The organism is Variovorax atrisoli 110B (genome assembly GCF_000382045.1).
GTDB classification, from domain to species: domain Bacteria; phylum Pseudomonadota; class Gammaproteobacteria; order Burkholderiales; family Burkholderiaceae_C; genus Variovorax; species Variovorax atrisoli.
Window position 1 is genome coordinate 692,865 of record NZ_KB907450.1, and the last position, 22,620, is coordinate 715,484.

Annotated in this window: 23 protein-coding genes; 17 read left to right on the plus strand and 6 right to left on the minus strand. The window is 67.8% G+C overall.

Features of this window, described 5'->3' with window-relative positions:
• Nucleotides 1-35 precede the first annotated feature (35 nt).
• The 10 genes from G369_RS0103325 to G369_RS0103370 all read left to right on the plus strand — a co-directional run bounded on the left by G369_RS0103325 (nucleotide 36) and on the right by G369_RS0103370 (nucleotide 9,993).
• Entirely contained in the window at nucleotides 36-1,211 is a 1,176-nt protein-coding gene (locus G369_RS0103325) for an acetyl-CoA C-acyltransferase (protein ID WP_019652555.1), read from the plus strand.
• 141 nt (nucleotides 1,212-1,352) lie between these two features.
• Nucleotides 1,353-3,206, plus strand: a complete 1,854-nt coding sequence (locus G369_RS0103330; protein ID WP_019652556.1) for an acyl-CoA dehydrogenase — start codon at nucleotides 1,353-1,355, stop codon at nucleotides 3,204-3,206.
• On the plus strand, nucleotides 3,206-3,466 hold the full coding sequence (locus G369_RS0103335; RefSeq protein WP_019652557.1) for a hypothetical protein: 261 nt from the start codon (nucleotides 3,206-3,208) through the stop codon (nucleotides 3,464-3,466). The genes G369_RS0103330 and G369_RS0103335 overlap by 1 nt, the downstream gene beginning before the upstream one ends.
• An 11-nt stretch (nucleotides 3,467-3,477) precedes the next feature.
• Nucleotides 3,478-3,780 (plus strand): Dabb family protein, encoded by a 303-nt coding sequence (locus tag G369_RS0103340; protein ID WP_019652558.1) that lies wholly within the window; start codon nucleotides 3,478-3,480, stop codon nucleotides 3,778-3,780.
• 28 nt (nucleotides 3,781-3,808) lie between these two features.
• Nucleotides 3,809-4,606 carry an SDR family oxidoreductase gene (locus tag G369_RS0103345; RefSeq protein ID WP_019652559.1) on the plus strand — a complete coding sequence of 266 codons (798 nt, stop codon included), beginning with the start codon at nucleotides 3,809-3,811 and terminating at the stop codon, nucleotides 4,604-4,606.
• A gap of 138 nt (nucleotides 4,607-4,744) precedes the next feature.
• Complete coding sequence (locus tag G369_RS0103350; RefSeq protein ID WP_019652560.1) at nucleotides 4,745-5,206, plus strand: PaaI family thioesterase; 462 nt, start codon at nucleotides 4,745-4,747, stop codon at nucleotides 5,204-5,206.
• 56 nt (nucleotides 5,207-5,262) lie between these two features.
• Nucleotides 5,263-6,279 (plus strand): NADP-dependent oxidoreductase, encoded by a 1,017-nt coding sequence (locus G369_RS0103355; RefSeq protein WP_019652561.1) that lies wholly within the window; start codon nucleotides 5,263-5,265, stop codon nucleotides 6,277-6,279.
• Between the two features lie 107 nt (nucleotides 6,280-6,386).
• A complete protein-coding gene (locus tag G369_RS0103360; RefSeq protein WP_019652562.1) occupies nucleotides 6,387-8,030 on the plus strand; it encodes an isovaleryl-CoA dehydrogenase in 1,644 nt (547 codons plus the stop codon).
• A gap of 37 nt (nucleotides 8,031-8,067) precedes the next feature.
• Nucleotides 8,068-9,006 (plus strand): glutathione S-transferase family protein, encoded by a 939-nt coding sequence (locus tag G369_RS0103365; protein ID WP_019652563.1) that lies wholly within the window; start codon nucleotides 8,068-8,070, stop codon nucleotides 9,004-9,006.
• A gap of 81 nt (nucleotides 9,007-9,087) precedes the next feature.
• Nucleotides 9,088-9,993 carry an SDR family oxidoreductase gene (locus G369_RS0103370; protein WP_019652564.1) on the plus strand — a complete coding sequence of 302 codons (906 nt, stop codon included), beginning with the start codon at nucleotides 9,088-9,090 and terminating at the stop codon, nucleotides 9,991-9,993.
• Nucleotides 9,994-10,032: 39 nt separating this feature from the next.
• On the opposite strand, the gene G369_RS0103375 is transcribed toward G369_RS0103370, so the two are convergent.
• A complete protein-coding gene (locus tag G369_RS0103375; protein ID WP_026346175.1) occupies nucleotides 10,033-10,701 on the minus strand; it encodes an FMN-dependent NADH-azoreductase in 669 nt (222 codons plus the stop codon).
• 147 nt (nucleotides 10,702-10,848) lie between these two features.
• On the opposite strand from G369_RS0103375, the gene G369_RS0103380 reads away from it, so the two are divergent.
• From G369_RS0103380 to G369_RS0103390, 3 genes are all read left to right on the plus strand, one after another.
• Nucleotides 10,849-11,751 carry a LysR substrate-binding domain-containing protein gene (locus tag G369_RS0103380; protein WP_019652565.1) on the plus strand — a complete coding sequence of 301 codons (903 nt, stop codon included), beginning with the start codon at nucleotides 10,849-10,851 and terminating at the stop codon, nucleotides 11,749-11,751.
• A 302-nt stretch (nucleotides 11,752-12,053) separates the two neighbouring features.
• A complete protein-coding gene (locus tag G369_RS0103385; RefSeq protein ID WP_019652566.1) occupies nucleotides 12,054-12,302 on the plus strand; it encodes a hypothetical protein in 249 nt (82 codons plus the stop codon).
• A gap of 21 nt (nucleotides 12,303-12,323) precedes the next feature.
• On the plus strand, nucleotides 12,324-12,596 hold the full coding sequence (locus G369_RS0103390) for a hypothetical protein (protein ID WP_038113999.1): 273 nt from the start codon (nucleotides 12,324-12,326) through the stop codon (nucleotides 12,594-12,596).
• Between the two features lie 10 nt (nucleotides 12,597-12,606).
• Here G369_RS0103390 and G369_RS0103395 read toward each other — a convergent pair whose 3' ends face one another.
• On the minus strand, nucleotides 12,607-13,338 hold the full coding sequence (locus tag G369_RS0103395) for a hypothetical protein (protein WP_026346176.1): 732 nt from the start codon (nucleotides 13,336-13,338) through the stop codon (nucleotides 12,607-12,609).
• A 97-nt stretch (nucleotides 13,339-13,435) separates the two neighbouring features.
• On the opposite strand from G369_RS0103395, the gene G369_RS35365 reads away from it, so the two are divergent.
• Together G369_RS35365 and G369_RS0103405 are read left to right on the plus strand one after the other, a co-directional pair.
• Nucleotides 13,436-13,972, plus strand: a complete 537-nt coding sequence (locus G369_RS35365; RefSeq protein WP_019652569.1) for a GNAT family N-acetyltransferase — start codon at nucleotides 13,436-13,438, stop codon at nucleotides 13,970-13,972.
• A 101-nt stretch (nucleotides 13,973-14,073) separates the two neighbouring features.
• Entirely contained in the window at nucleotides 14,074-14,274 is a 201-nt protein-coding gene (locus tag G369_RS0103405; RefSeq protein ID WP_019652570.1) for a hypothetical protein, read from the plus strand.
• 65 nt (nucleotides 14,275-14,339) lie between these two features.
• Here the strand turns inward: G369_RS0103405 and G369_RS0103410 are convergent, their stop codons facing one another.
• Both G369_RS0103410 and G369_RS0103415 read right to left on the minus strand, forming a co-directional pair.
• Nucleotides 14,340-15,833, minus strand: a complete 1,494-nt coding sequence (locus tag G369_RS0103410; RefSeq protein ID WP_244164270.1) for a serine hydrolase domain-containing protein — start codon at nucleotides 15,831-15,833, stop codon at nucleotides 14,340-14,342.
• Between the two features lie 186 nt (nucleotides 15,834-16,019).
• Complete coding sequence (locus tag G369_RS0103415) at nucleotides 16,020-16,946, minus strand: LysR substrate-binding domain-containing protein (protein WP_019652572.1); 927 nt, start codon at nucleotides 16,944-16,946, stop codon at nucleotides 16,020-16,022.
• Between the two features lie 99 nt (nucleotides 16,947-17,045).
• Between G369_RS0103415 and G369_RS0103420 the strand changes: the two genes are divergently transcribed.
• Together G369_RS0103420 and G369_RS0103425 are read left to right on the plus strand one after the other, a co-directional pair.
• Nucleotides 17,046-17,798, plus strand: coding sequence for an FMN-dependent NADH-azoreductase (locus G369_RS0103420; protein WP_019652573.1), 753 nt, complete (start codon nucleotides 17,046-17,048; stop codon nucleotides 17,796-17,798).
• A gap of 252 nt (nucleotides 17,799-18,050) precedes the next feature.
• Nucleotides 18,051-20,816 carry a diguanylate cyclase domain-containing protein gene (locus G369_RS0103425; protein ID WP_019652574.1) on the plus strand — a complete coding sequence of 922 codons (2,766 nt, stop codon included), beginning with the start codon at nucleotides 18,051-18,053 and terminating at the stop codon, nucleotides 20,814-20,816.
• Nucleotides 20,817-20,834: 18 nt separating this feature from the next.
• Here the strand turns inward: G369_RS0103425 and G369_RS0103430 are convergent, their stop codons facing one another.
• Both G369_RS0103430 and G369_RS0103435 read right to left on the minus strand, forming a co-directional pair.
• On the minus strand, nucleotides 20,835-21,293 hold the full coding sequence (locus tag G369_RS0103430) for a GNAT family N-acetyltransferase (RefSeq protein WP_019652575.1): 459 nt from the start codon (nucleotides 21,291-21,293) through the stop codon (nucleotides 20,835-20,837).
• A 113-nt stretch (nucleotides 21,294-21,406) separates the two neighbouring features.
• Nucleotides 21,407-22,597, minus strand: a complete 1,191-nt coding sequence (locus G369_RS0103435; protein WP_019652576.1) for an MFS transporter — start codon at nucleotides 22,595-22,597, stop codon at nucleotides 21,407-21,409.
• Nucleotides 22,598-22,620 lie beyond the last annotated feature (23 nt).

The following is a 22,620-nucleotide window of genomic DNA, read 5'->3' on the forward strand; positions in this document are numbered from 1 at the left end:
CCCTTCCAACTGCTTCAAAGCCAAAGGACCTCACCATGACCAGCGCCGTCATCGTTTCCACTGCCCGCACGCCGCTCGCGAAGAGCTGGAAGGGTGCCTTCAACATGACGCACGGCGCCACGCTGGGCGGCCACGCGGTGCAGCACGCGGTGCAGCGCGCCGGCATCGACCCCGCATCGGTCGACGACGTCATCATGGGCTGCGCAACGCCCGAAGGCGCCACCGGCTCCAACATCGCGCGCCAGATCGCGCTGCGCGCCGGCCTGCCCATCACCACCTCGGGCATGACCATCAACCGCTTCTGCTCCTCGGGCCTGCAGACCATCGCCACCGCCGCCCAGCGCATCGTCGCGGGCGAGGGCGAGGTCTACGTGGCCGGCGGCGTCGAGAGCATCTCTTGCGTGCAGAACGAAGCCAACAAGCACATGCTGGCCGACCCCTGGCTGGTGAAGAACAAGCCCGAGATCTACTGGAACATGCTGCAGACGGCCGAGCAGGTCGCCAAGCGCTACAACATCGGCCGCGACGCCATGGACGAATACGGCGCCGCCAGCCAGCAGCGCGCCACCGCCGCGCTGGAAGCCGGCAAGTTCAAGGACGAGATCGCCCCCATCACCGTGCTGGCCGGCGTGGCCGACCCCGTGCTGGGCCTGCGCACCAAGGAAGTCACCGTCGAGAACGACGAAGGCATCCGCCCCGGCACCACCAAGGAAGGCATCAGCGGCATCCGCTCGGCGCTGCCCGGCGGCCTGATCTCGGCCGGCAACGCCAGCCAGTTCTCCGACGGCGCCGGCGCCTGCGTGGTGGTCGACGAGAAGTACGCCGAGCAGAAGGGCCTGAAGCCCATGGGCCGCTTCCTCGGCTTCGCCGTGGCAGGCTGCGAGCCCGACGAGATGGGCATCGGCCCCGTCTTCGCGGTGCCCAAGGTGCTCAAGCGCCTGGGCCTGACGGTCAACGACATCGACCTGTGGGAGCTGAACGAGGCCTTCGCCGTGCAGGTGATCTACTGCCGCGACAAGCTGGGCATCCCGGGCGACCGCCTGAACGTGAACGGCGGCGCCATCGCCGTGGGCCACCCCTATGGCGTGAGCGGCCAGCGCCTGACGGGCCACGCGCTCATCGAAGGCAAGCGCCGCGGCGCGAAGAAGGTCGTGGTCACGATGTGCATCGGCGGCGGCATGGGCGCCGCGGGCGTGTTCGAAGTTCTCTGACTCTCCCCCAGTCCGCGGCGCACTGCGCGTCGCCTTCGCCAACCCCCTTCCGGGGGCAACACCGGCGGCCCGGCGAAGCCGGTTCCGCGGTGTTCCTGAGAAGGAACGCCGCGGTCTCATGACACCCACGGAAATTCGACCATGAGCCTTCGTTCCACCCTCGACTTCCTGCTCTACGACTGGCTCGACGCCGAAGCCCTCAACCAGCGCGAGCGCTTCGCCGATCATTCGCGCGAGACCTTCGATGCCGTGCTCGACACCTGCGAGCGCATCGCGCGCGAGAAGTACGCGCCGTTCAACCGCATCGTCGACACCCAGGAGCCGCACTTCGACGGCGAGAAGGTCGTGCTGCCGCAGGCCACGCACGATGCGCACAAGGCCTTCGTCGAGTCGGGAATGATGAGCGCAGCGCAGGACTACGACATCGGCGGCATGCAGCTGCCCTACACGCTGCAGGCGGCGGCCAACAGCTTCTTCGCGATGGCCTCGGTGAGCATCGGCTCGAACATGCTCACCAGCGGCAACGCCAACCTGCTGATGGTGCACGGCACCGAGATGCAGAAGGAGGTCTTCGCCAAGAACGAGTTCTCCGGCCGCTGGGCCGGCACCATGTGCCTGTCGGAGCCGCAGGCCGGCTCCTCGCTGAGCGACGTGGCCACCCGCGCGGTGCCCGACGGCGACGGCTTCCAGAACGATCCGCTGGGTCCGCGCTACCGGCTCACGGGCAACAAGATGTGGATCTCGGCAGGCGACCACGAGCTGACCGAGAACATCGTGCACATCGTGCTGGCCAAGATTCCCGACGAGAACGGCAAGCTGGTGCCAGGCACGCGCGGCATTTCGCTGTTCATCGTGCCCAAGCGCATGGTCGATACCGAGGGCCGGCTCACCGGCCAGCGCAACGACGTGGCGCTCGCAGGCCTCAACCACAAGCTGGGCTGGCGCGGCACCACCAACACGCTGCTGAACTTCGGCGAGGGCAGGTACCCGGTCGACGGCAAGGCTGGCGCGGTGGGCTATCTGGTCGGTGCGCCCGGCAAGGGCCTGCACTGCATGTTCCACATGATGAACGAGGCGCGCATCGGCGTCGGAACGGCCGCCACCATGCTCGGCATGGCGGGCTACCACGCCTCGCTCGAGTATGCGAAGAGCCGCCCCCAGGGCCGGCTGGTGAAGAAGCCCGATGCCGCCGGTGCGGCCGTGGCCAAGGATTCGGCGGCGCCTCAGGTGCGCATCATCGAGCACGCCGACGTGCGCCGCATGCTGCTGGCCCAGAAGGCGTACTGCGAGGGCGCCCTGGCGCTGGAGCTGTACTGCGCCCGGCTGGTCGACGAGCAGAAGACCGGCGACGCCCAGGCCGCCGACGACGCGCGGCTGCTGCTGGAGGTGCTCACGCCCATCGCCAAGAGCTGGCCCAGCGAGTGGTGCCTGGAGGCGAATTCGCTGGCCATCCAGGTGCACGGCGGCTACGGCTACACGCGCGATTTCCCGGTGGAGCAGTACTGGCGCGACAACCGCCTGAACATGATCCACGAGGGCACCCACGGCATCCAGGCGGCCGACCTGCTGGGCCGCAAAGTGCTGATGGAAAAGGGCCGCGGCCTGCAGCTGCTGGCCGGGCGCATGACCGCCACCATCGGCCGCGCAGCCAAGGTGCCGGCGCTGGCGGCCCATGCCAAGGCGCTGGGAGCCGCGCTGCAGCGCATCGGCAGCGCCACCGAGGCCGCCTGGTCCACGGGCGATCCGGCCCAGGCGCTGGCCAACGCGGTGCCGTACATGCAGGCCTTCGGCCACACCGTGCTGGCCTGGATCTGGCTGGACGTGGCCCAAAGGGCCCTGGAAAACGATGGAGAAAAGGCGAGGGCGGTAACAGCTGGCAAGATCGGCGCCACGGACTATTTCTTCCACTACGAGCTGCCGAAAATCGGCGCATGGCTCAACGTGGTCGAAACCCGCGACCCGACCTGTACAGCTTTGCCCGAGGACGCCTTTTGATGGCCACGACCGATTCGCCGAACACCAACCCCAACACCCCCGTCGCCGCCAAGCCGCCGAAGCCGCACGCCCGGCTCGAGAAATGGATCTGGATCCTGATCTACGGCGGCCTCTTCGGCGTGATCCTCGGCATAGCCACCGGCCGCACCGATGCAGCGCTGGGCTGGTCCATCGCCGTGCCCGGCGGCGTCGTGGCGCTGGTCGGCTTCGTGCTGATCTACGTGCGCTCCCGCCTGTCCAACACGCCTTCGAGCAAGTAAGGAGGCCCGCCATGCTCAAGCACATCGTGATGTGGAAGTTCAAGGAGCACGCCGAGGGCGCCGACAAGGCGACCAACCTGCTCAAGGCCAAGGCGCTGCTCGATGCCTGCGCGAAGCTCTCGCCCGGCACGCTGCGCTTCGAGGTGGCCATCGCCCAGCCCGGGCTGGAAGCCACCTACGACCTGGTCCTGTACTCGGAATTCACCGATGCCGCCGCGCTGGCTGCCTACGCCGACCACCCGCAGCACGTGGCGCTGAAGCCGTTCATCGGCGCCGTGCGCGAAGCCCGCCAGTGCATGGACTACACGATCTGAACCACTACCCGAACCCCGGAGACAACCCATGACCGCACGAACCGTCCAGAAACTCTTCGACCTCACCGGCAAGACCGCCCTCGTCACCGGCGGCTCGCGCGGCCTGGGGCTGCAGATGGCCCATGCACTGGGCGAGGCGGGCGCGAAGATCATGCTGAGTTCGCGCAAGGCCGACGACCTGGAGCAGGCCGCCGCCGAACTGCAGGCCGCCGGCATCGACGCGCGCTGGATCGCCGCCGACTGCTCGAAGGAGGAAGACACCCGCCGCCTGGCCGACGAGACGCTGCAGCGCATGGGCGCGGTCGACATCCTCGTGAACAACGCGGGCGCCAGCTGGGGCGCGCCGGCCGAGAACCACCCGGTCGAGGCCTGGGACAAGGTGATGAACCTCAACGTACGGGGCTACTTCATCCTGTCGCAGCAGATCGCCAACGGCTACATGATCCCGAAGAAGTCGGGCCGCATCATCAACATCGCCTCCATCGCCGGCCTCAACGGCAACCCGCCCGAGATGCAGACGCTGGCCTACAACACCTCCAAGACCGCAGTCATCGGCTTCACCCGCACGCTGGCAGCCGAATGGGGCAAGTACAACATCAACGTGAACGCGATCTGCCCCGGCTTCTTCATGACGAAGATGGCCGCCGGCCTCATCAAGTCGCTGGGCGAGGAGAAGATGGCCGCGCAGGCGCCGCTGGGCCGCCTGGGCGACGAGGAAGACCTGAAGGGCCTGACGCTGCTGTTCGCGAGCGATGCCGGCAAGCACGTCACCGGCCAGTGGCTGGCGGTGGATGGCGGTGTCAGCGTCGTGCTCGGCGCAGCTTGAAATGACCACCCCCAGCCTCGCCCACTTCGTGTGGCTCGGACACCCCCTCGAGGGGGCGCACCCTGCGGCCCGGCGAAGCCGCTTCCGCGGGAGCCCGCGAAGGGGCCGTGCCATCGTGTCGGCCATTGGCAGACTGAAATGACCACTCAAGACGAAGACATCAATTTCCGCTCGTACACGAGCCGCATCCCGTTCGCGCGCCACCTGGGCTTCGAACTCACGAAGTTCGAGAACGGCGAATCCGAGATCCTCTACACCGCCAAGCCCGAGCACCTGAACACCTTCGACGTGACGCACGGCGGTGCCTGCATGACCTTGCTCGACATCACCATGGCCGCTGCCGCGCGCAGCATCGCGCCCGAGACGGGCGTGGTCACCATCGAGATGAAGACCAGCTTCATGCAGCCCTCCGTGGGCCCGCTGCATGCGCGCGGCACGCTCATTCACAGGACGGCGACGCTGGCTTTCACCGAGGCCAGAATCTACGACGAGCAGGAGCGCGTGTGCGCCCATGCCACCGGCACCTTCAAGTACGTGAAGCGCCGGCTGCCGACGGGGCCGGCCAGCGCCAACGAGATGCGTCCGCCGTCCACCGACTGAGCTGACTTGACGACCTGAACGAACAGCAGATCGACCGAATTTCCCTGGAGTCTTCCATGCCCACCAACAAGCAGATCCATCTCGACAACCGCCCCGAGGGCGAGGCCGTCGCCAGCAACTTCAAGCTCGTCACCGCCGAAACCCCCGCGCTCAAGGACAACCAGGTCCTGGTGCGCCACCACTACCTGAGCCTGGACCCCTACATGCGCGGCCGCATGAACGACTCGAAGAGCTATGCACAGCCGCAGCCGCTGGGCCAGACCATGCAGGGCGGCACCGTCGGCGAAGTGGTCGAGAGCAAGCACCCCAAGTACGCTGTGGGCGACAAGGTGGTCGGCTTCGGCGGCTGGCAGGAATACAGCGTGGTCGATGCCTCGCAGCCCGGCGCGCTGAAGAAGGTCGACACCGCGCACGTGCCGCTGTCGCATTACCTCGGTGCGGTCGGCATGCCGGGCGTGACCGCCTGGTACGGGCTGGTGAAGATCATCGCGCCCAAGGCCGGTGAAACCGTGGTCATCACCGCCGCCAGCGGCGCGGTGGGCAGCGCCTTCGGCGCGCTGGCCAAGGCGCGCGGCTGCCGCGTGGTGGGCATTGCCGGCGGCGCCGAGAAGTGCAAGTACGTGACCGACGAACTGGGCTTCGACGCCTGCATCGACTACCGCCAGCACACCGACGTCAAGTCGATGAGCGCCGCGCTCAAGGAAGCCTGCCCGAACGGCATCGACGGCTACTTCGAGAACGTCGGAGGCTACATCTTCGACGCGGTGCTGCTGCGCGCCAACGCCTTCGCCCGCGTGGCGCTGTGCGGAATGATCGCGGGCTACGACGGCCAGCCGCTGCCCCTGGCCAACCCGGCGCTGATCCTCATCAACCGCATGAAGATCGAAGGCTTCATCGTCAGCGAGCACATGGAAGTGTGGCCGGAGGCGTTGACCGAGCTGGGCACGCTGGTGGCCACCGGCAAGCTCAAGCCGCGCGAGTCGATCGCGCAGGGCATCGAGTCGGCTCCCGAGGCCTTCCTGGGCCTGCTCAAGGGCCGCAACTTCGGCAAGCAACTGGTCAAGCTCGTCTGATTGATGCGCCGATGAGCTGAACGCACGGCAAGGAGGCCGGTCATGCGCGCCGCGCCGGGCCGCCCCAAGCAAGCGAGCACCGCGGTGCAGAGCACGGAGGTATTCGAATGAACTCGACGCACGAGGTCTTCAACCAGCCCGAGCCGCTGGTCGACTACAACCTCTTCGACACCAACCGGCCGCTGCGCGATGCACTGAAGTTCAACGCGCCCACGCTGCAGACCACGCAACTGCACGAACTGGGCGCCACCCTCGGCTCGGCCGGCATGCAGGCGCATGCGCGGCTCGCCAATGTCCACACGCCCGAGCTTCACACGCACGATCGCTTCGGGCGGCGCATCGACGAGGTGGAATTCCACCCCAGCTATCACGCACTGATGAGCGCCGCCGTGGGCGCCGGCCTGCACGGCACGCCGTGGACCGGCACCTCCGCCTCGCCGCACGTGCTGCGCGCGGCCGGCTTCATGCTCTTCACCGAGCTGGAGCCGTCGATCCTTTGCCCCATCTCCATGACCTACGCCGTCACGCCTGCGCTGCGCGGCAACGCGGCGGTGCATGCCGACTGGGCACCGAAGCTCGGCAGCCTCTGGTACGACCCGACGCTCAAGCCCTTCGGCGACAAGCCCGGCGTGACCATGGGCATGGGCATGACCGAGAAGCAGGGCGGCTCCGACGTGCGGGCCAACACTTCCCAGGCGGTTCGCGAAGGCGGCAGCGATGCCTGGGGCGAGCGCTACGCCATCACCGGCCACAAATGGTTCTTCTCGGCACCGATGTGCGATGCCTTCCTGGTGCTCGCGCAGGCGCCCGCCGGGCTTTCGTGCTTCTTCCTGCCGCGCGTGCTGCCGGATGGCTCGCGCAACGCGATCCGCATCCAGCGGCTGAAGGACAAGCTGGGCAACAAGGCCAACGCGAGCTCCGAGGTCGAGTTTCACGGCGCAACCGCGTGGCTCGTGGGCGATGAGGGCCGCGGCATTCCGCAGATCCTCGAGATGGGCACGATGACGCGGCTCGACTGCGCGCTGGGCACCAGCGGCCTGATGCGCCAGGCACTGGCGATCGCGCTCAACCACGCCAGCCAGCGCATGGCCTTCGGCAAGCCGCTGATCGACCAGCCGCTGATGAAGAACGTGCTGGCCGACCTTGCGCTGGAGAGCGAGGCTGCAACCGCGCTTGCCATCCGCCTCGCGCGGGCCTTCGACCACCAGTCCGACGAGCACGAACGCCTGATGGCCCGGCTGCTCACACCGGTCGCCAAGTTCTGGATCTGCAAGCGCGGCAGCGCCTTCGCTCAGGAAGCCATGGAGTGCCTCGGCGGCAACGGCTATGTGGAGGAGGGCGGCGAGGGCATCATGGCCCGCATCTACCGCGAGATCCCGCTCAACTCCATCTGGGAGGGCGCGGGAAACATCATGGCGCTCGACCTGCTGCGCGGGCTGCGCAAGGGCGATGCGGTGGCCGCGCTCGAGAAGGAGCTGGCGCCCGCGAGGGGGCGGCATGCCGCGCTCGACCGCCTCGCCGACGCACTGCCGGCGCGCATCGAGGCGATGGCTTCCGAGGCCGAGGCCCGCCGCCTTGCGCAGGATGTCGCACTGGCCGTGCAGGCCGCGCTGCTCGTGCAGACTGCCCCGCCTGCAGTGGCGCACGCCTTCTGCGCATCGCGCCTTGCCGGCGACTGGGGCCATGCCTTCGGCACCCTGGCCGCAGGCACCGATTTCGATTCGATCATCCAGCGCGCCCAGCCCCGCTGAAGCGCGCCAACATCACAACGCTAGAAAGCCCACGAACATGGCCGACCTGATCCTTCATCACTACCTCACCTCGCCGTTCTCGGAGAAGGTGCGCCTGATCCTCGGCGCCAAGAAGCTGCCGTGGAAGTCGGTCTTCATCCCGCCGATCATGCCCAAGCCCGACGTGGAGGTGCTCACCGGCGGCTACCGCAAGACGCCGTTCCTGCAGATCGGTGCCGACATCTACTGCGACAGCGCGCTCATCGCCGACGTGCTGGAGCACCTGCAGCCCACGCCCACGCTCTACCCCGAGCCCGAGAAGGGCATGTCGCGCATCCTCGCGCAATGGGCCGACACCACGCTCTTCTGGGCCGCCATGGCATGGAACCTCCAGCCCAGGGGCGCGGCCGAGGTGTTCGCCAAGGCCCCGCCGGAAGCGGCCAAGGCCTTCGGCGAGGACCGCGGCAAGATGAGCGCCGGCAACATGACCCGCCTGCGCCCGGCCGATGCCACCAGCGCCTACAAGTCGTATCTGCGCCGGCTCTCCGACATGCTCGACGAGAAGCCCTACCTGCTCGGCGAGGTGCCCAGCATCGCCGACTTCTCGGCCTACCACCCGCTGTGGTACACGCGGCGCATCGAGTCGGTCCGCACCATCCTCGACCTCACGCCCGCGGTGGTCGACTGGATGGACCGCATGGCCGCCATCGGCCACGACGTGCCCGAGAAGTTCACGAGCGCAGAAGCCATCGCGGTCGCCAAGGCCTCCACGCCGCACTCGCTGCTGACCGACAGCACCTTCCAGGACGACCACGGCATCCCGCTGGGCAGCGCCGTCACCATCCGCGCCGAGAGCTTCGGCCTCGAAGAGACGCCCGGCACGCTGGTCGCCGCCACGCGCACGCACTACACGCTGGAGCGCAGCAGCGAGCAAGTGGGCACGGTGCATGTGCACTTTCCCCGCATCGGGTATGTGCTGAAAAAGGCGGAAGGCTGATTCGGGTCACGCGAACGACAGTCGATCTCTGCGCGAAGCGGTCCAATAGACGGCGCAGAGACAACCAAAGGAAAGCACCCAATGATTCAGGACTTCAAGGGCAAGACCGCAGTTCTCACTGGCGCGGGTTCGGGCTTCGGCCTGGAATGCGCGCGCATCGGCGCCGCCCGCGGCATGAACCTCGTGCTGGTCGACGTGCAGCAGGACGCGCTCGACAAGGCTGCGGCGGAGATGGAAGTGGCCGGCGTTCAGGTGCTGGCGCGCAAGGTCGACGTGTCGGACGCCGCGCAGATGGAGGCGTTGGCCGCTGCGGTGAAGGAGCGCTTCGGCGCGCCGCACTTCGTGTTCAACAACGCGGGCGTGGGTGCCGGCGGGCTGGTGTGGGAGAACACGGTCGCCGACTGGGAGTGGGTGCTGGGCGTGGACCTTTGGGGCGTGATCCACGGCGTGCGCCTGTTCGTGCCGATGATGCTGGAAGCTGCCGCGAAAGACCCGTCCTACCGCGGCCACGTGACCAACACCGCCAGCATGGCCGGCCTGCTCACGCCGCCCAACATGGGCATCTACAACGCCGCGAAGGCCGCGGTGGTAAGCCTCACCGAGACGATGTACCAGGACCTGAACCTCGTCACCGACCAGATCGGTGCGAGCCTGCTGTGCCCGTACTTCGTGCCCACGGGCATCACCAGCAGCGAGCGCAACCGCCCGAATGCACCGAAGGAAAGCGAGCTCACCAAGAGCCAGCTGATCGGCCAGGCGATGAGCAACAAGGCGGTGAGCAGCGGCAAGATCACCGCCGCCGAAGTGGCCGCCAAGGTGTTCGAGGCCATCAGCGACAACCAGTTCTACGTGTTCAGCCATCCGAAGGCGCTGGGCAACGTGCGCAGCCGCATGGAGAACATTGTCTCCATCACCAATCCGGCCGACCCTTTCCTGGAGCGGCCCGAGATCGGCCAGAAGCTGCGCGAGCAGCTGCGCTCGGCCTGAACGAAGGGCCGGAAAAGTTGATGAAGGGCAGGCCGGCGATCACACGGCCTGCAGTTCGGCGACCAGTGCCTCCACGCGCGCGAGCGCATTCGAGATGGAGCGCTCCAGCAGATCGCCGTGGTCCTCCGCGTGCTCGATCGCGAAGCTGTGGACTTCGTTCAATCCCAGCAGCGCCAGCGGGTTCGTGACGCCCGGTGTGAGCAGGTCCATCTGCGCCTGGAAGCCGCCCGGCCCGTAGCCGCTGCTGCCGCACGAGGTGAGCAGCACCGTGCGGCGATGGCGCTCGGCCAGCAGCGGCACGTACGGGTTGTCGCGGGAGGGGTCGAAGTCGAAGGTGGAGCCGATGCGCACGATGTTGTCGATCCATGACTTCAGCGGGGCGGGCATTCCGAAGTTGTACATGGGCACGCCGATCACCAGCACGTCGGCGCGGCGGACCTCGGCGATCAGCGCGTCGCTTTCGGCGAGCACCGCGTGCATCCACGGCTCGCGCTGCCCGGCCGGCGTGTAGCCGGAAGCGATCCATTCGCCGGTGACGTGGCCGGGCGGCGTGGCGCCGACGTCGCGGTAGATCACTTCGTCATCGGGCCGCGCTGCGCGCCAGGTCGTGACGAAGTGATGGCTGAGGCGGCGCGAATGCGAGCCGTGGACGTGCGTGCCCGAGCGGCCGGGGCGGGCGCTGGCGTCGATGTGGAGCAGTGTGGTCATGGAGCGGTCCTCTTTGACATGAAGATTTGGATGAAGAGAATTCAGCTGTCTGCCTGGCATGAAGTGAAATCTACCGATGCACTGATGCGGCGACAAACGACGATTTCTTTGCGCTGCTGAAAAATTAATTCATCCATTCGCCCATCCATGGCCAACCTTCGCCAACTCCCTGCGCTGGCGGCGCTGCGCGCCTTCGAGGCCGCCGCGCGGCACTGCAGCGCCAAGCTCGCGGCCAATGAGCTGTCGGTGACGCCCACGGCCATCAGCCACCAGGTGCGCCAGCTCGAGGATTCGCTTGGCGTGGCGCTCTTCATCCGGCAGCCGAGGCAACTGGTGCTCACGCCGCAGGGCAGGGAACTGCAGGCGGTGCTCGGCGAATCGTTCAATGCCATGGCGAATGCGGTCGCGCGGCTGCGTGCGCCGCCCGAGCGGACCGCCATCACGCTGTCGACCACGCCGGCTGTCGCGGCGCGATGGCTGCTGCCGCGCGTGAGCACGCTGCGCGCGCTGCATCCGAGGCTCGACCTGCGCATCCACGCGTCGCACGACGCGGTGCCGCTCGACGGCGTCACCGCCGACATCGCGATCCGCTATGGGCGCGGGGCGTGGCCCGGCATGGTGTCGCAGAAGCTGTTCGACAACGTCTTCGCGCCGGCGTGCAGCCCCGCGCTCAAGCTGCGCCGCCCCGGCGAACTGGTGCGGCATACGCTGCTGCACTTCGAGGTGCCGGGCAGCAAGACCCAGCCGGGCACGTGGACCGCGTGGCAGCAGGAGGCGCAGGTGCCGGGTCTCGACGTGTCGGCCGGCCCGGTGTTCTCCGATGAGACGCACACCGTGTCGGCAGCGCTGCAGGGACAGGGCGTCGCCCTGATGAGCCTTGCGTTGATCGCCGACGAACTGCGCGCGGGCAATCTCGTCCAGCCCTTCGGTCCGCAACTGCCGGGCTTGCCGTTCCATCTCGTCTGCCCGAAGGAGCGACGCGACGAGCCCGCCGTGGCGGCGGTTTTCGACTGGGTGAGGGCGCTGCAGCCGCCCGGCGACAACGCCTGACTCCGCCTGCAGTGACTTTCGGCACTGGTGGCTGCCGGCTCGCGCCCCTAGAGTCCGCGCGAGGATCAGGCGGCGCCTTGCTGTTCACCGGTTGTTAACTATTGCGCAGGCCGTCGAGCTTTGTTCGCCGCGCCTCTTCTCATCCGCAAGGTTCGCGCAGTAATCCCTTAGCCCGGCCGGATCCTTTCCTTAACCTTCAGTCACTTTCTTTGAGGAAGCTCAGAAAAGGTTGCCCCGAAGCAGCCGGCCTTCTTCAGCGGACCCATGCATACACGCGAGATATCGCGAAGAGGAGGACATTCATGCGAACCCCGTTCCTGCGAGAAGGCAGCCCGGACGAACCACCCTTGGTGCCCGGGCGCGGCGCGGCGCTCAGGGCGCTGCTGCCGGTTGTGATGTGCTTCGTCGCCGCGGTGGGGTTCGTGATGATGGCTCTGTTCGTCCAGAACATCGTGGCGGCATCGGTGTTGACCACGGCCGCCATCGTTTCCCTCGGGATCGGACTGATCCTCGGCCTGAGCATGTGGGGCTTTCCGGGCCTGCCGCGCTAGATGTCCGCGCATGAAGAAGGCATGGCCGGCAAGCCTGCCGCGGCCCCCGTACTTCGCATCGGCAACTGGCGCCTGACCTTGATCGGCGCGGCGATCGGGCTGCTGATCGTGCTGGCGGTGCTCATGAAATGGATCGTCGAGCTGCAGGTGGAGGCGGCGCAGGAGCGGCGCCTGAGCGAAGCCGTCGCGCGCGAGGCCGCTGCACGCTGCCATGAGAAGACGCCGCTTCAGGCGGTCAGGGAATGCCTGGCGGAGCTTGCCGCCGGCGTTGCGGCTCGTTCACAGGAGCGCTGAGCGAAATCGGTCAGCCATCGCGCATCCACTGGCCGGAAGCCGGGTTCACGACGGCAGGCTTGCCGCCCAGCATGAGCGACTCCTCGTCAGGATGTGCAGCGTTCGCTGCGGCGACGTCGAACTCGATCCGCAGTGCTTTCGCCACGGAGGCGTCCTCGATGGGGAGCTCCCAGGTCAGGAAGACCAGGTTGCAGTCGCTGCCATGCGCGAAGTCGGCTGCATCGAAGCCGCTGCTGCCGCGCCGGATCACCGCGTGAGGCTGGCCGGTGTCGAAGATCGCCATGGTCCCGCGCTTGAGCGGAATGCGCCGGCCTGCGGCGGGAAAGTGCAGGTCCAGCCCCTTGTCCTCGCTCATGAAGAGATTGCAGAACGCCGCGAAGCCGTACTGCATGCCGTCGTGGTGGTACTTCGCACCGCGGCAGGCCATCAGGGCGACGTCGCTGGAAGCGAGCACCCCGGGCAGGTCCTGCGCCTGCGCCCAGTCGAACGCAGCCTGGACGCACAGCCGGTAGTCCGGCCAGCGCGCGCGGGCCCGTGCGAGGGGCAGGGGCTCCACGTCTCCGGGTTCCAGTGCGAGCTGCGAGGAGATCTCGCGTTCCCAGTCGGCGAGCAGGCGAGTGGGAGGCATGGGAACGTCCACCGTGCCGGTCAGCACCACGTCGCTCACGCGGCGGCTGCGCAGCATTTCGCCGCTTCGGAAGAAGGCGGTTGGCGAGGGATGCGATGGGGCGGGGTGGTTCATCGCAGGGCAGTGTAGTGAGGGTGCGGTGCGGGCTGCCCCTCCAACCGTGCCTTGATAGCATCGCCGCCTTTGGCCGTGGGCCTGCCTGGGACTTCCAATGCGCGTTGACCTTGTCTCCGAAGCACAGCACGAGTCGCTGGTCGACCTGCTGTCCGAGCTGCATGCCTATTACAACGACGGCGCCGAGGTCGCCCGAGAGCTGGTGAGAGAGCATCTGACCGCGAACCTGCTGGCCCCCGGGTCGTTCCAGCGCCTTGTCGTGGCGCAGGACGAAAGCGGGACGGTGATCGGCCTCGCAGCCATCTCGCTGGTGTATTCGCTGGTCGATTTCTCTCCCGATCAGCGCAGGCACTGCCAGTTGAAGGAGCTCTACGTTCGCTCGTCGCACCGGAGCCACGGGGCCGGCAGGGCGTTGATGGCTTGGGTCGCCCGGTACGCCACAAGGCACGGGTGCGCCCGCATCGACTGGCCGGTAAAGGCGTTCAACCTGAGGGGCATCGCTTTCTACGAGAGCCTGGGTGCGAAGCGAGTCATGGAAAGGCTGGGCTACAGGCTTTCCGAGCCTGGATTGAGCCAGCTTGCCGGTTGCGCCGAGCACGACGAGACGCTTCAATCTTCGAAATCACAGGCCTGAGGACAGTCCGCGCTGTTGGCGCTCGGAAGATACCCTTAGAGATGTTGAGTACCTACGGGTTAACATTTGGAACCACATCCGGTAAAACAGTTCGCGACCCCATGGAGACGTATCCCACCCTCAGGCAGGCCACGGGCGTGGCCCGCACGCTGAGCAGGCACTCGTCCTGCACCATGGTGGTCTACCGCGTGACCGAGGAGAAGTTCGTGACGGCGCATCCCTCCGACCACGTCAATGGGACCATCGAGGCCGTCTTCCGCGACGGCTATCTGGTGCAGACCCTGCTGAGCAAGACACGCTGAGCCGGCGCCGGACGGCGCTTCGCAAGGCAGGCCTCCTTCGGGAGGCCTTTCTTCATTTCCACGAACTACGACGACGCGGGCACCGCCTGCATCAGCAGCGTCAGCGCCTTGCGAAGGCTCGTGACCGACGAGCTTTCGCCCTTGTCGAAGCCCATCCGCACCACCACGAGGTCGTGGGACGGAACGATCAGCACCACCTGCCCGCCGGCACCAAGCATGTAGTAGGCCGTGGTCGGCACGGGCCACGTGCTCGTGCCGTTGAGCCAGAAGAAGCCGCCGTAGATCGGCCGCTTGTCGGCGGCCCAGGCCGGTGCGAGCGTGCTGACGAACTTGACGAAGCCTTCGGGCAGGATGCGCTCGCCGTTCCACACGCCGTCCTGCAGGTAGAGATTGGCCAGCCGCGCCCAGTCGCGGGCCGACATGAAGTCGTAGCCCTGTCCCATGAAGTTGCCGTACGGGTCGGTCTCCAGCGTCATCGTGCGGATGCCGATCTTGTCGAACAGGTTTCTCTGCGGGAACGACAGGTACTCCTCGCCGCGTTTCTCCACGGCCAGCCTGATCAGGTAGTTCGCCAGTACCGGATCGGTGTTGCGGTAGCGGCCGATGGTGTTCGGCGGCCATTGCTGTGGCCGCGTGGCCGCATAGTTGAAGATGTTGATGCGGCCCGTGTAGAAGTAGACGTGGTCGGGATAGGTGCCGTTGGGGTTGAAGTCCGGATCGTCCGGCGCCTTGATGCGAAGGCCGCTCGACATGTGCAGGATGTCGGAGATCCTGATCTCCTTGCGCTTGTCGTCCGCCCCTTGCCATTCCGGAATGGGCGCGCGCTGGTCGAGCTGGTATTCGCCCTGCTTCATGAGCACGCCGAGCATGGTCGCCGTCACGCTCTTGCCCATCGACCACGATTCCAGCGGTGTGCTCGGCGTGATGCCGTTCATGTAGCGCTCGCCGACGATGCGGCCCTTGTGCGTGACCACGAAAGCGGCGGTGTAGGCCTCGGGCAGTTCGAAGGCCGCGTCGACTGCCTGGCTCACCTTGGCGGTGTCGATGCCGGGTGGGATGCCGCCCGGCATGACGTCGCCCATGGGCCACGCCTGCGTCGCAGGATCGGGCAGGGCGCTATTGACCGTCACCGGGGCGAAGAAGACGTCGTCCCTGCCCGGCGGCAGCGTGATGCAGCCTTGCGAACCGTAGTAGCGGGCCGTCAACGTGGGGCCGCTGGGGATGGTGATGCGGACTTCTTTTTTCGTACGGTCGACGACCGGAGCGCCGACCTTCTTGCGTTGGGCGTAGGGGCCGGTGAAATAGCCCACGCTCTCGGCTGCGACGACGGGATCGAGCCCGGTGATGAAGGCTGCCGAGCACATCGTCTTGGCGAAGCCCGAGGTGTTGTGCTCGAGCGGATCGCCCGGCGGCGGCACGTATGGCGTGTCGAGTTCGTAGCTCCTGGCGCGGGCGATGAGGGCGTCGCGCGCCGGAAGTTCGGGGGTGTTCGCAGCCGGTGGCGTGGTGGTGGGAGGCGTGGTCCCACCCGTGCCCAGGCCAATGCCGATTCCTCCCACTGCGCCGCCACCGCCGCCTCCGCCCCCACCTCCGCATGAGGTTAAAACCATTACAAGAAGCGCGCCTGTCGCGATGGCAACGGGCGCGTCGGCAAACCTCTTCATGGGGACTCCTCGCTCGGTTGTTGTTGCCGGAGTCTCAGCGAAACCGGTAACAAGCCGCAAGTCCGATCGTCGGATGAATTTTCAGCCTGCCGAAGCCTGCGACGCGATCCACTCCCACACGGCGCGTACCCCCGGCTCGTCCTCCCTGCCATTGGCGACGGCGAGGAAGTAGCTGCCGGTGTCCAGCGCGGGCCCGAAGGGCTGCACGAGCGCGCCGCTGCGGAGTTCCTCGGCCGACAGCGTGAGGCTCAACAGGGCCACGCCATGGCCGGCGAGCGCGGCCAGCATGGCGTGCGTCTCGTCGGAGAACGACAGGCCCGATGCCTTCATCGCTCGCCCCCTCGGCGGCGCGATGCCGGCTTCGCGGAACCATCGCGGCCATACGGCGGGCGCGAGCGCCTGCGGCTGCCAGTCACAGTGGATCAGCCGGTGCTTCGGCAGGTCTGCCGCGTCGTTCAGGCCCAGCATCGGGCTGCACAGCGGCGCGTAGCGCTCGCGCATCAGCTCGCGCGACACCAAGCCGGGCCAGTTGCCGTTGCCCGAGCGCACGGCGATGTCGGCCTCGCCGCGCGCCAGGTCGACCAGGGTGTCGCTCGCATGCAGCCGCAGTTCGACGCCGGGGCAGGCCTTGCGAAATGCCTCGATGCGCGGCAGCACCCAGCGCGCGGCGAAGGCGGTGTTGGTGCTCAGGGTCACGGCTTGCGAGGCGGGCGGGCGGCGCAGCTTGTCGACGCCGGCTTCCAGCAGGTCGAAGCCGGTGCGCAGGTCGTCGAAGAGCCGCTGCCCCGCTGGCGTCAGCGCGAGTTGTCGAGTGAGCCTGCGAAAAAGCGGCTGGCCGAGCGACTCCTCGAGCGCGCGCACCTGGTGGCTGATGGCCGACGGCGTCACCGAAAGCTCCTGCGCCGCCCGCTGGAAGCTCAGGTGGGCCGCCGCCGCCTCGAAGGCTCGCAGCGCGAGCAGCGGGGGCAGCCTGCGCGACGTGCGTACAGATGAGCCAATCTCTTTCATGCGTGGAGAAATGATCGTTTGTGAAGCCGGCCTTTGAATCCTAGATTCGAAGCCAGCGCCCCATTCTGGCAGCGCGATACGAAAGAAGGAAACTCATCCATGAAGAACGCGACCATCAATATCCTCCACATCGACGCCAGCGCCCGGCCGGGCCGCTCCGACACCGACCTGCACGGCTCCCATACCCGCCGGCTCTCCGCGCGTTTCGTCGAGCGCTGGCGGAAGGCGCGGCCCGCCGACCGCGTCGACTACCTCGACGTCGGCCAGCAGCCGCCGGCACCCGTCGACGGGCGCTGGATCCACGCCGCCTTCACGCCCCCCGCCGCGCGCGAACCGTGGATGGCCGAGGTGCTCGCCGAGAGCGACAGGCTGGTCGACCAACTGCTCGCGGCCGACCTGATCGTGGTCGGCCTGCCCATGTACAACTTCAGCGCGCCGGCACAGTTCAAGGCCTGGATCGACAACATCGTGCGCGTGGGCCGGACCTTCGGTTTCGACCGCTCGCGCGGCGCGGTGCCGTACTGGCCGATGCTGGCGGACGCGGGCAAGCGCGCGGTGCTGCTGGGTGCGCGCGGCGATCACGGCTACGACCCGGGCGGGCGCATCGCTCACCTCAACCACACCGAGAGCAGCGTGCGCAGCGCGCTCGGCTACATCGGCATCACGGAGGTGCACGAGGCGGCGGTGGAGTCCGACGAGTTCGGCGGCGAGCAGCTCGCGCAGTCGATCCGGCGCGCGGAGCGGCGTGTGGACGCACTGGTCGACGCGCTGCTCGAGCCCGCCGAAGCTTCGATGCCGATGGCAGCTTCGAAGGCGACCGTCGCCCTGAGCGCATCGGGAGAGGTGCTGTAGAAATCGGCGGCGCCGGATTGGAGGGCTCGGGCTCCTCCGGCGGGTCGGGTGGTACGACGCAGTCTCGCTGCCGGGAGCGAGGCGCGTCCCGCGGGCGCTGAATCCGCCCGCGTCTGCACGGCGTAAATCCTGCATCTTCCGCGGCAACCCGAACCCACCGATACTCGGAGGGCGGGAAACCCGCCGCCGGCAACGTACCGGCCCCGAGCAAGTTCAATGAATCAAACAGGTCCCTCGAAATTCCGGTTCGGATTGCACACACGCCTGAGTCTGGGCGTGGCGGCGGTGGTCCTGTTGGCCACCTTCGCGATCGCCACCTTCGCGCTACATCTGGTCAAGAGCAGCATGCGCGCCTCGATCGCGGCCGAGGAGTTCGCCCGGGTGGACGCCATCGCCGATGCGATCGACCAGAAATTCGGCAGCCGCCGCATCCTTCTGCAGACCTTCAGCGGCAGCGTGGAGGCGCAGGACTTCCAGGGCACCGCGGCGCTGCAGGCCTTCGTCGAGAAGCATGCCGCGCTGCGCCAGGCCTTCGACAACGTCGCCTTCCTCGACATGGACGGCAACCTGGTGGCCAACCTCAACGGTGCGCAGGCGATCGGCAAGGTGAACGTCAAGGACCGGCCGTACTTCCAGCAGACGGTCGCCTCCAGGGCCGGCCTGGTGTCCGAGCCGTACCGCAACCGGCTCAACGGACTGGCGCAGGTGGCCATCACCGAGCCGGTATTCGACGGTACCGGGCAGGTGCGCTTCGTGATCTCAGGCGCCATCAACCTGAAAGATCGCAGCGTGCTGGGCACGCTTGCCGACGTGAAGTTCGGCAAGACCGGCTACCTGTTCGTGACCACGGTGGACGGCATCATGGTCGACCATCCGAACGTCTCGCGCATCCTGAACCAGGTCCAGGCCAACGGCAGCGGCGGCGACGCGCAGATCCTGCGGGCGATGGCGGGCTTCCAGGGCTCCAGCGAGGGCATCAATGAAGCCGGAGTCCCCAGCCTCTACGCCTTCGACCGGATGGTGCAGGCGAACTGGATCGTCGGCGCCATGTATCCGCGCAGCGAGGCCTTCGCGAGCATCAATGCCATCGAGCGCGGCGCCTGGTTCGGCGCTTTCGCGCTCGCCTTGTGCGCCGGTGCGTTGACGCTTGTGGTGGTGCGCCGGCAGCTGACGCCGCTGGCGGTACTGCACCGCCACATGCAGTCGACCCAGCAGGCGCCTTCCCGGGTCGACGACGACACGCCGGTGGCGGAGCGCACCTATGTGGCCGACGAGATCGGCGACCTGGCGCGCACCTTCGACGAGCTGATGGAGCAGCGGCGCGCCATCGAACGCAGCCTCGCGCACAGTGAGGCCCAGGTCCGCGTGATCGCCGACAGCATTCCGGCGATGGTGTCGCACGTCGACGCATCGCTGCGCTACACCTTCGTCAACGCGCACGTGCGGGCGCTGCACAGCGGCAACGGTCCGCTGGTCGGCCGCCTGATGCCGGAGGTGCGCGGGCCGGCCGACTTCGCTCTGGTGGAGCCGCACATCATGCGGGCACTGGCCGGCGAGACGGTGATCCTCGAGAAGTCCGGCGACCCGGCGCTGGGCATCGGCGACCGCATCTTCAAGGCCCACTACATCCCCGACTTCGACGCCGAGGGCAAGGTGAGCGGCGTGTTCTCGATGACTTTCGACATCACCGAGGAGGTCAACATACGCCGCGCGCTGAGCGAACAGGAAACGCGCCTGCGCGACGTGACCGACAGCATTCCGGCGCTGGTGGGCTACTTCGACCGCCAGCAGAACTGCCTGTTCGCGAACATCCGCGCGCGCCAGATGGCGGGCCTGGGCGAGAAGGCGCCGCTGCAGGGAACGACGCTGCACTCGGCGCTGGGCGGCACGGTCTACACCCAGCTCAAACCGTACCTTCCGGTCATGTTCTCGGGCAAGAAGGTCCGCTTTCCGGTGCGCGCGCCGCTGCACGGCCGCCAGGGCTACTTCCAGGTGAACCTGATTCCCGACAAGAACCTGCGCGGCGAGGTGGTGGGCTTCTACCTGATGTCCTTCAACATCACGGCGCTGAAGGAAGCCGAGCTGCGCCAGGCCGAGAGCGAGCTGCGCCTGCGCGCCATCACCGACAACATGCCGGCGCTCATCACCTACATCGACCGCGACGAGAAGATCACCTTCGCCAACGCCACCAGCCGCGAGTGGCTCGGGCTCGATCCGGCGCAGGTGCTCGGTCGCCACGTGCAGGAGGTGTCGGGCCGCGAGGTGTACGAGTCGCGCCGGCCGATGCTCGCGCGGGCGCTGTCCGGCGAGCGCGTGGAGTTCGAGGCGCGCATGCAGCGCGGCGGTAGCGAGCGCGTCACCCAGGTCATCTACGTGCCCGACGTGCGCACCGACGGCGTGACGCACGGCATCTTCTCCCTGGCGCTGGACATCACCGCGCTGAAGGTGGTGGAGCACAAGCTCATCGAGCTGGCGCGCCTGGACACGCTCACTGGCCTGCCCAACAGGCTGGCCTTCAACGAATACCTGCCCGCCGCGGTGCTGCGCAGCCAGCTCACCGGCCATGCGATGGCGCTGATGTTCCTCGACATCGACCACTTCAAGGCCATCAACGACACCATGGGCCATGCAGTGGGCGACGCGGTGCTGACCGAATACGCACGGCGGCTGCAGGGCTGCGTGCGCGGCACCGACATGGTCGCGCGGCTGGCCGGCGACGAGTTCGTGCTGGTGCTGGAAGGGCTGAGCACGCCGGACGCGGCTGGCGTGGTCGCCGAGAAGATCGTGGACCGCGTCCACACGCCGCCCTTCGTGGTGGATGGCCAGCGCGTCGACGTCACCACCAGCATCGGCATCGCCTTCCACCGCGCGACCGGCTCGTCGGCCACCGCCGAAGAACTGTTGGCACGCGCCGACGTGGCCCTCTACAACGCCAAGGCCGCAGGACGCGACAGGTTCGCGTTCTTCATGCAGTCCGGTGGCTCGCGCAGCGATCTGCCGACGCGGCTGGAGTATTGAGCGGGCAGGCCCGAACGTTCAGCAGATGCCCAGCACGTGGTTTTCGTGACGGGCGTCGCCCAGCGTGAACCAGGCGGTGCCCGTGCGCACGAAACCGTGCTTCCCGTAGAAGGCGCAGGCGCGCAGGTTCAGGACGTTGACCGTGAGCCAGAGCGCGTCGCTGCCCGTGCGGCTGCGTACCGCGGCACGGGCCTCGTGCAAGAGGACGGAACCCACGCCGGCTTGGGTGAAGGGCGCCTGCACGTAGAGGGTGCATAGCTCGGTGTCGGCGGCAGGGAAGAGCTTCTGCGATGCGCCGAAGCGCAGCCGGGCATAGCCCGCCAAGAGGCCGCCGGCCTCGGCGACGAATACTGCGGTGCTCGGATCGCTGATCCGCGATACGAACGCGGCGGGCGTGAACTCGTCCAGCACGTAGCGCGGAATCAGATCGCTGACGCCTTCGGTCGCGTAGGTGTCGAGCCAGACCTGGATGGACAACGCCGCCAGCGCGGGAGCGTCGGCGGCGATGGCAGGGCGGATGTGGAGAGGAGCGCGGGAGATGGGCCGCGCGATTGTGCTCCCGCCCCGCGCGTCAGAAGCCAGGGCAAGGCTCAGGCTCGAGCCGAAGCGCAGTCGGCCAGCGCATTGCCTGGATCGCGCCGGTCGAGCGCGCGGCTCCAAAGTGCGATGGCCAGGCCCAGCAGGGTGATCGCCGCGGCCACCCAGCCCAGGGCGCGCAGCCCGGGACCATGGTCGATCACCACGCCGCCGACCCAGGCGCCGAGGGCGTTGCCCAGGTTGAAGGCCGCGATGTTGAGGCTGGACGCGAGGTTCTGGCCGGAGCCGGAAGCCTTTTCGAGCACCCGCAGCTGCATCGGTGCGACGGTGGCGAAGGAGGCGATCCCGAGCAGTCCGACGAACACCACGGCCGTGAACGGCGTGCCGATGGTGAACTGCATCGCGCCGAGCACCACCGCCAGCGCCACCAGCGTGCCGAACACGGCAGCCATCGGCGCGCGGTCTGCCAGCTTGCCGCCGAGCAGGTTGCCGACGGCGAGGCCGCCGCCGAACACCAGCAGGATCGGCGACACCGCCGATTCAGAGAGACCCGTGACCTGCGTGAGCAGCGGCTGGATGTAGGTGTAGACCACGAACACGCCGGCGAAGCCGAGCACCGTCATCGCCAGGCCGAGCAGCACCTGCGGACGCGCCAGTACGCCCAGTTCCTCGCGCAGCGGCGCGGGCTTGGCCGAGTCCTTGACGCGGGGGACGAAGACCGAGAGCACCGCGAAGGCCAGCACGCCGATCAGCGTCACGGCCCAGAAGGTCGAGCGCCAGCCGAAATGCAGGCCCAGCCAGGCGCCGGCCGGCACGCCGAGCAGCGTGGCTGCGGTCAGGCCGGTGAACATGATCGCGATGGCCGAGGCGCGGCGCTCCGGGGGCACCAGGCCGGTGGCGACCACCGAGCCGACGCCGAAGAAGGTGCCGTGCGCCAGCGAGGTGATGACGCGCGCGGCCATCAGCATCTCGTAGTTGGGTGCCAGGGCACAGGCGAGGTTGCCGAGCGTGAAGATCGCCATCAGCGCGAGCAGCACCGTCTTGCGCGGCAGCTTGCGGGTGGCGATGGTGAGCACCGGCGCGCCCACCGCCACCCCGAGCGCATAGCCCGAGATCAGCAGGCCGGCGGCCGTGATGGAGACGTGAAGGTCCGTCGAGACCTGCATCAGCAGGCCCATGATGACGAACTCGGTGGTGCCTATTCCGAAGGCACCGGCGGTGAGGGCAAGTAGAGCGATTGGCATGATGCCCCGTACTGTGGGGACGA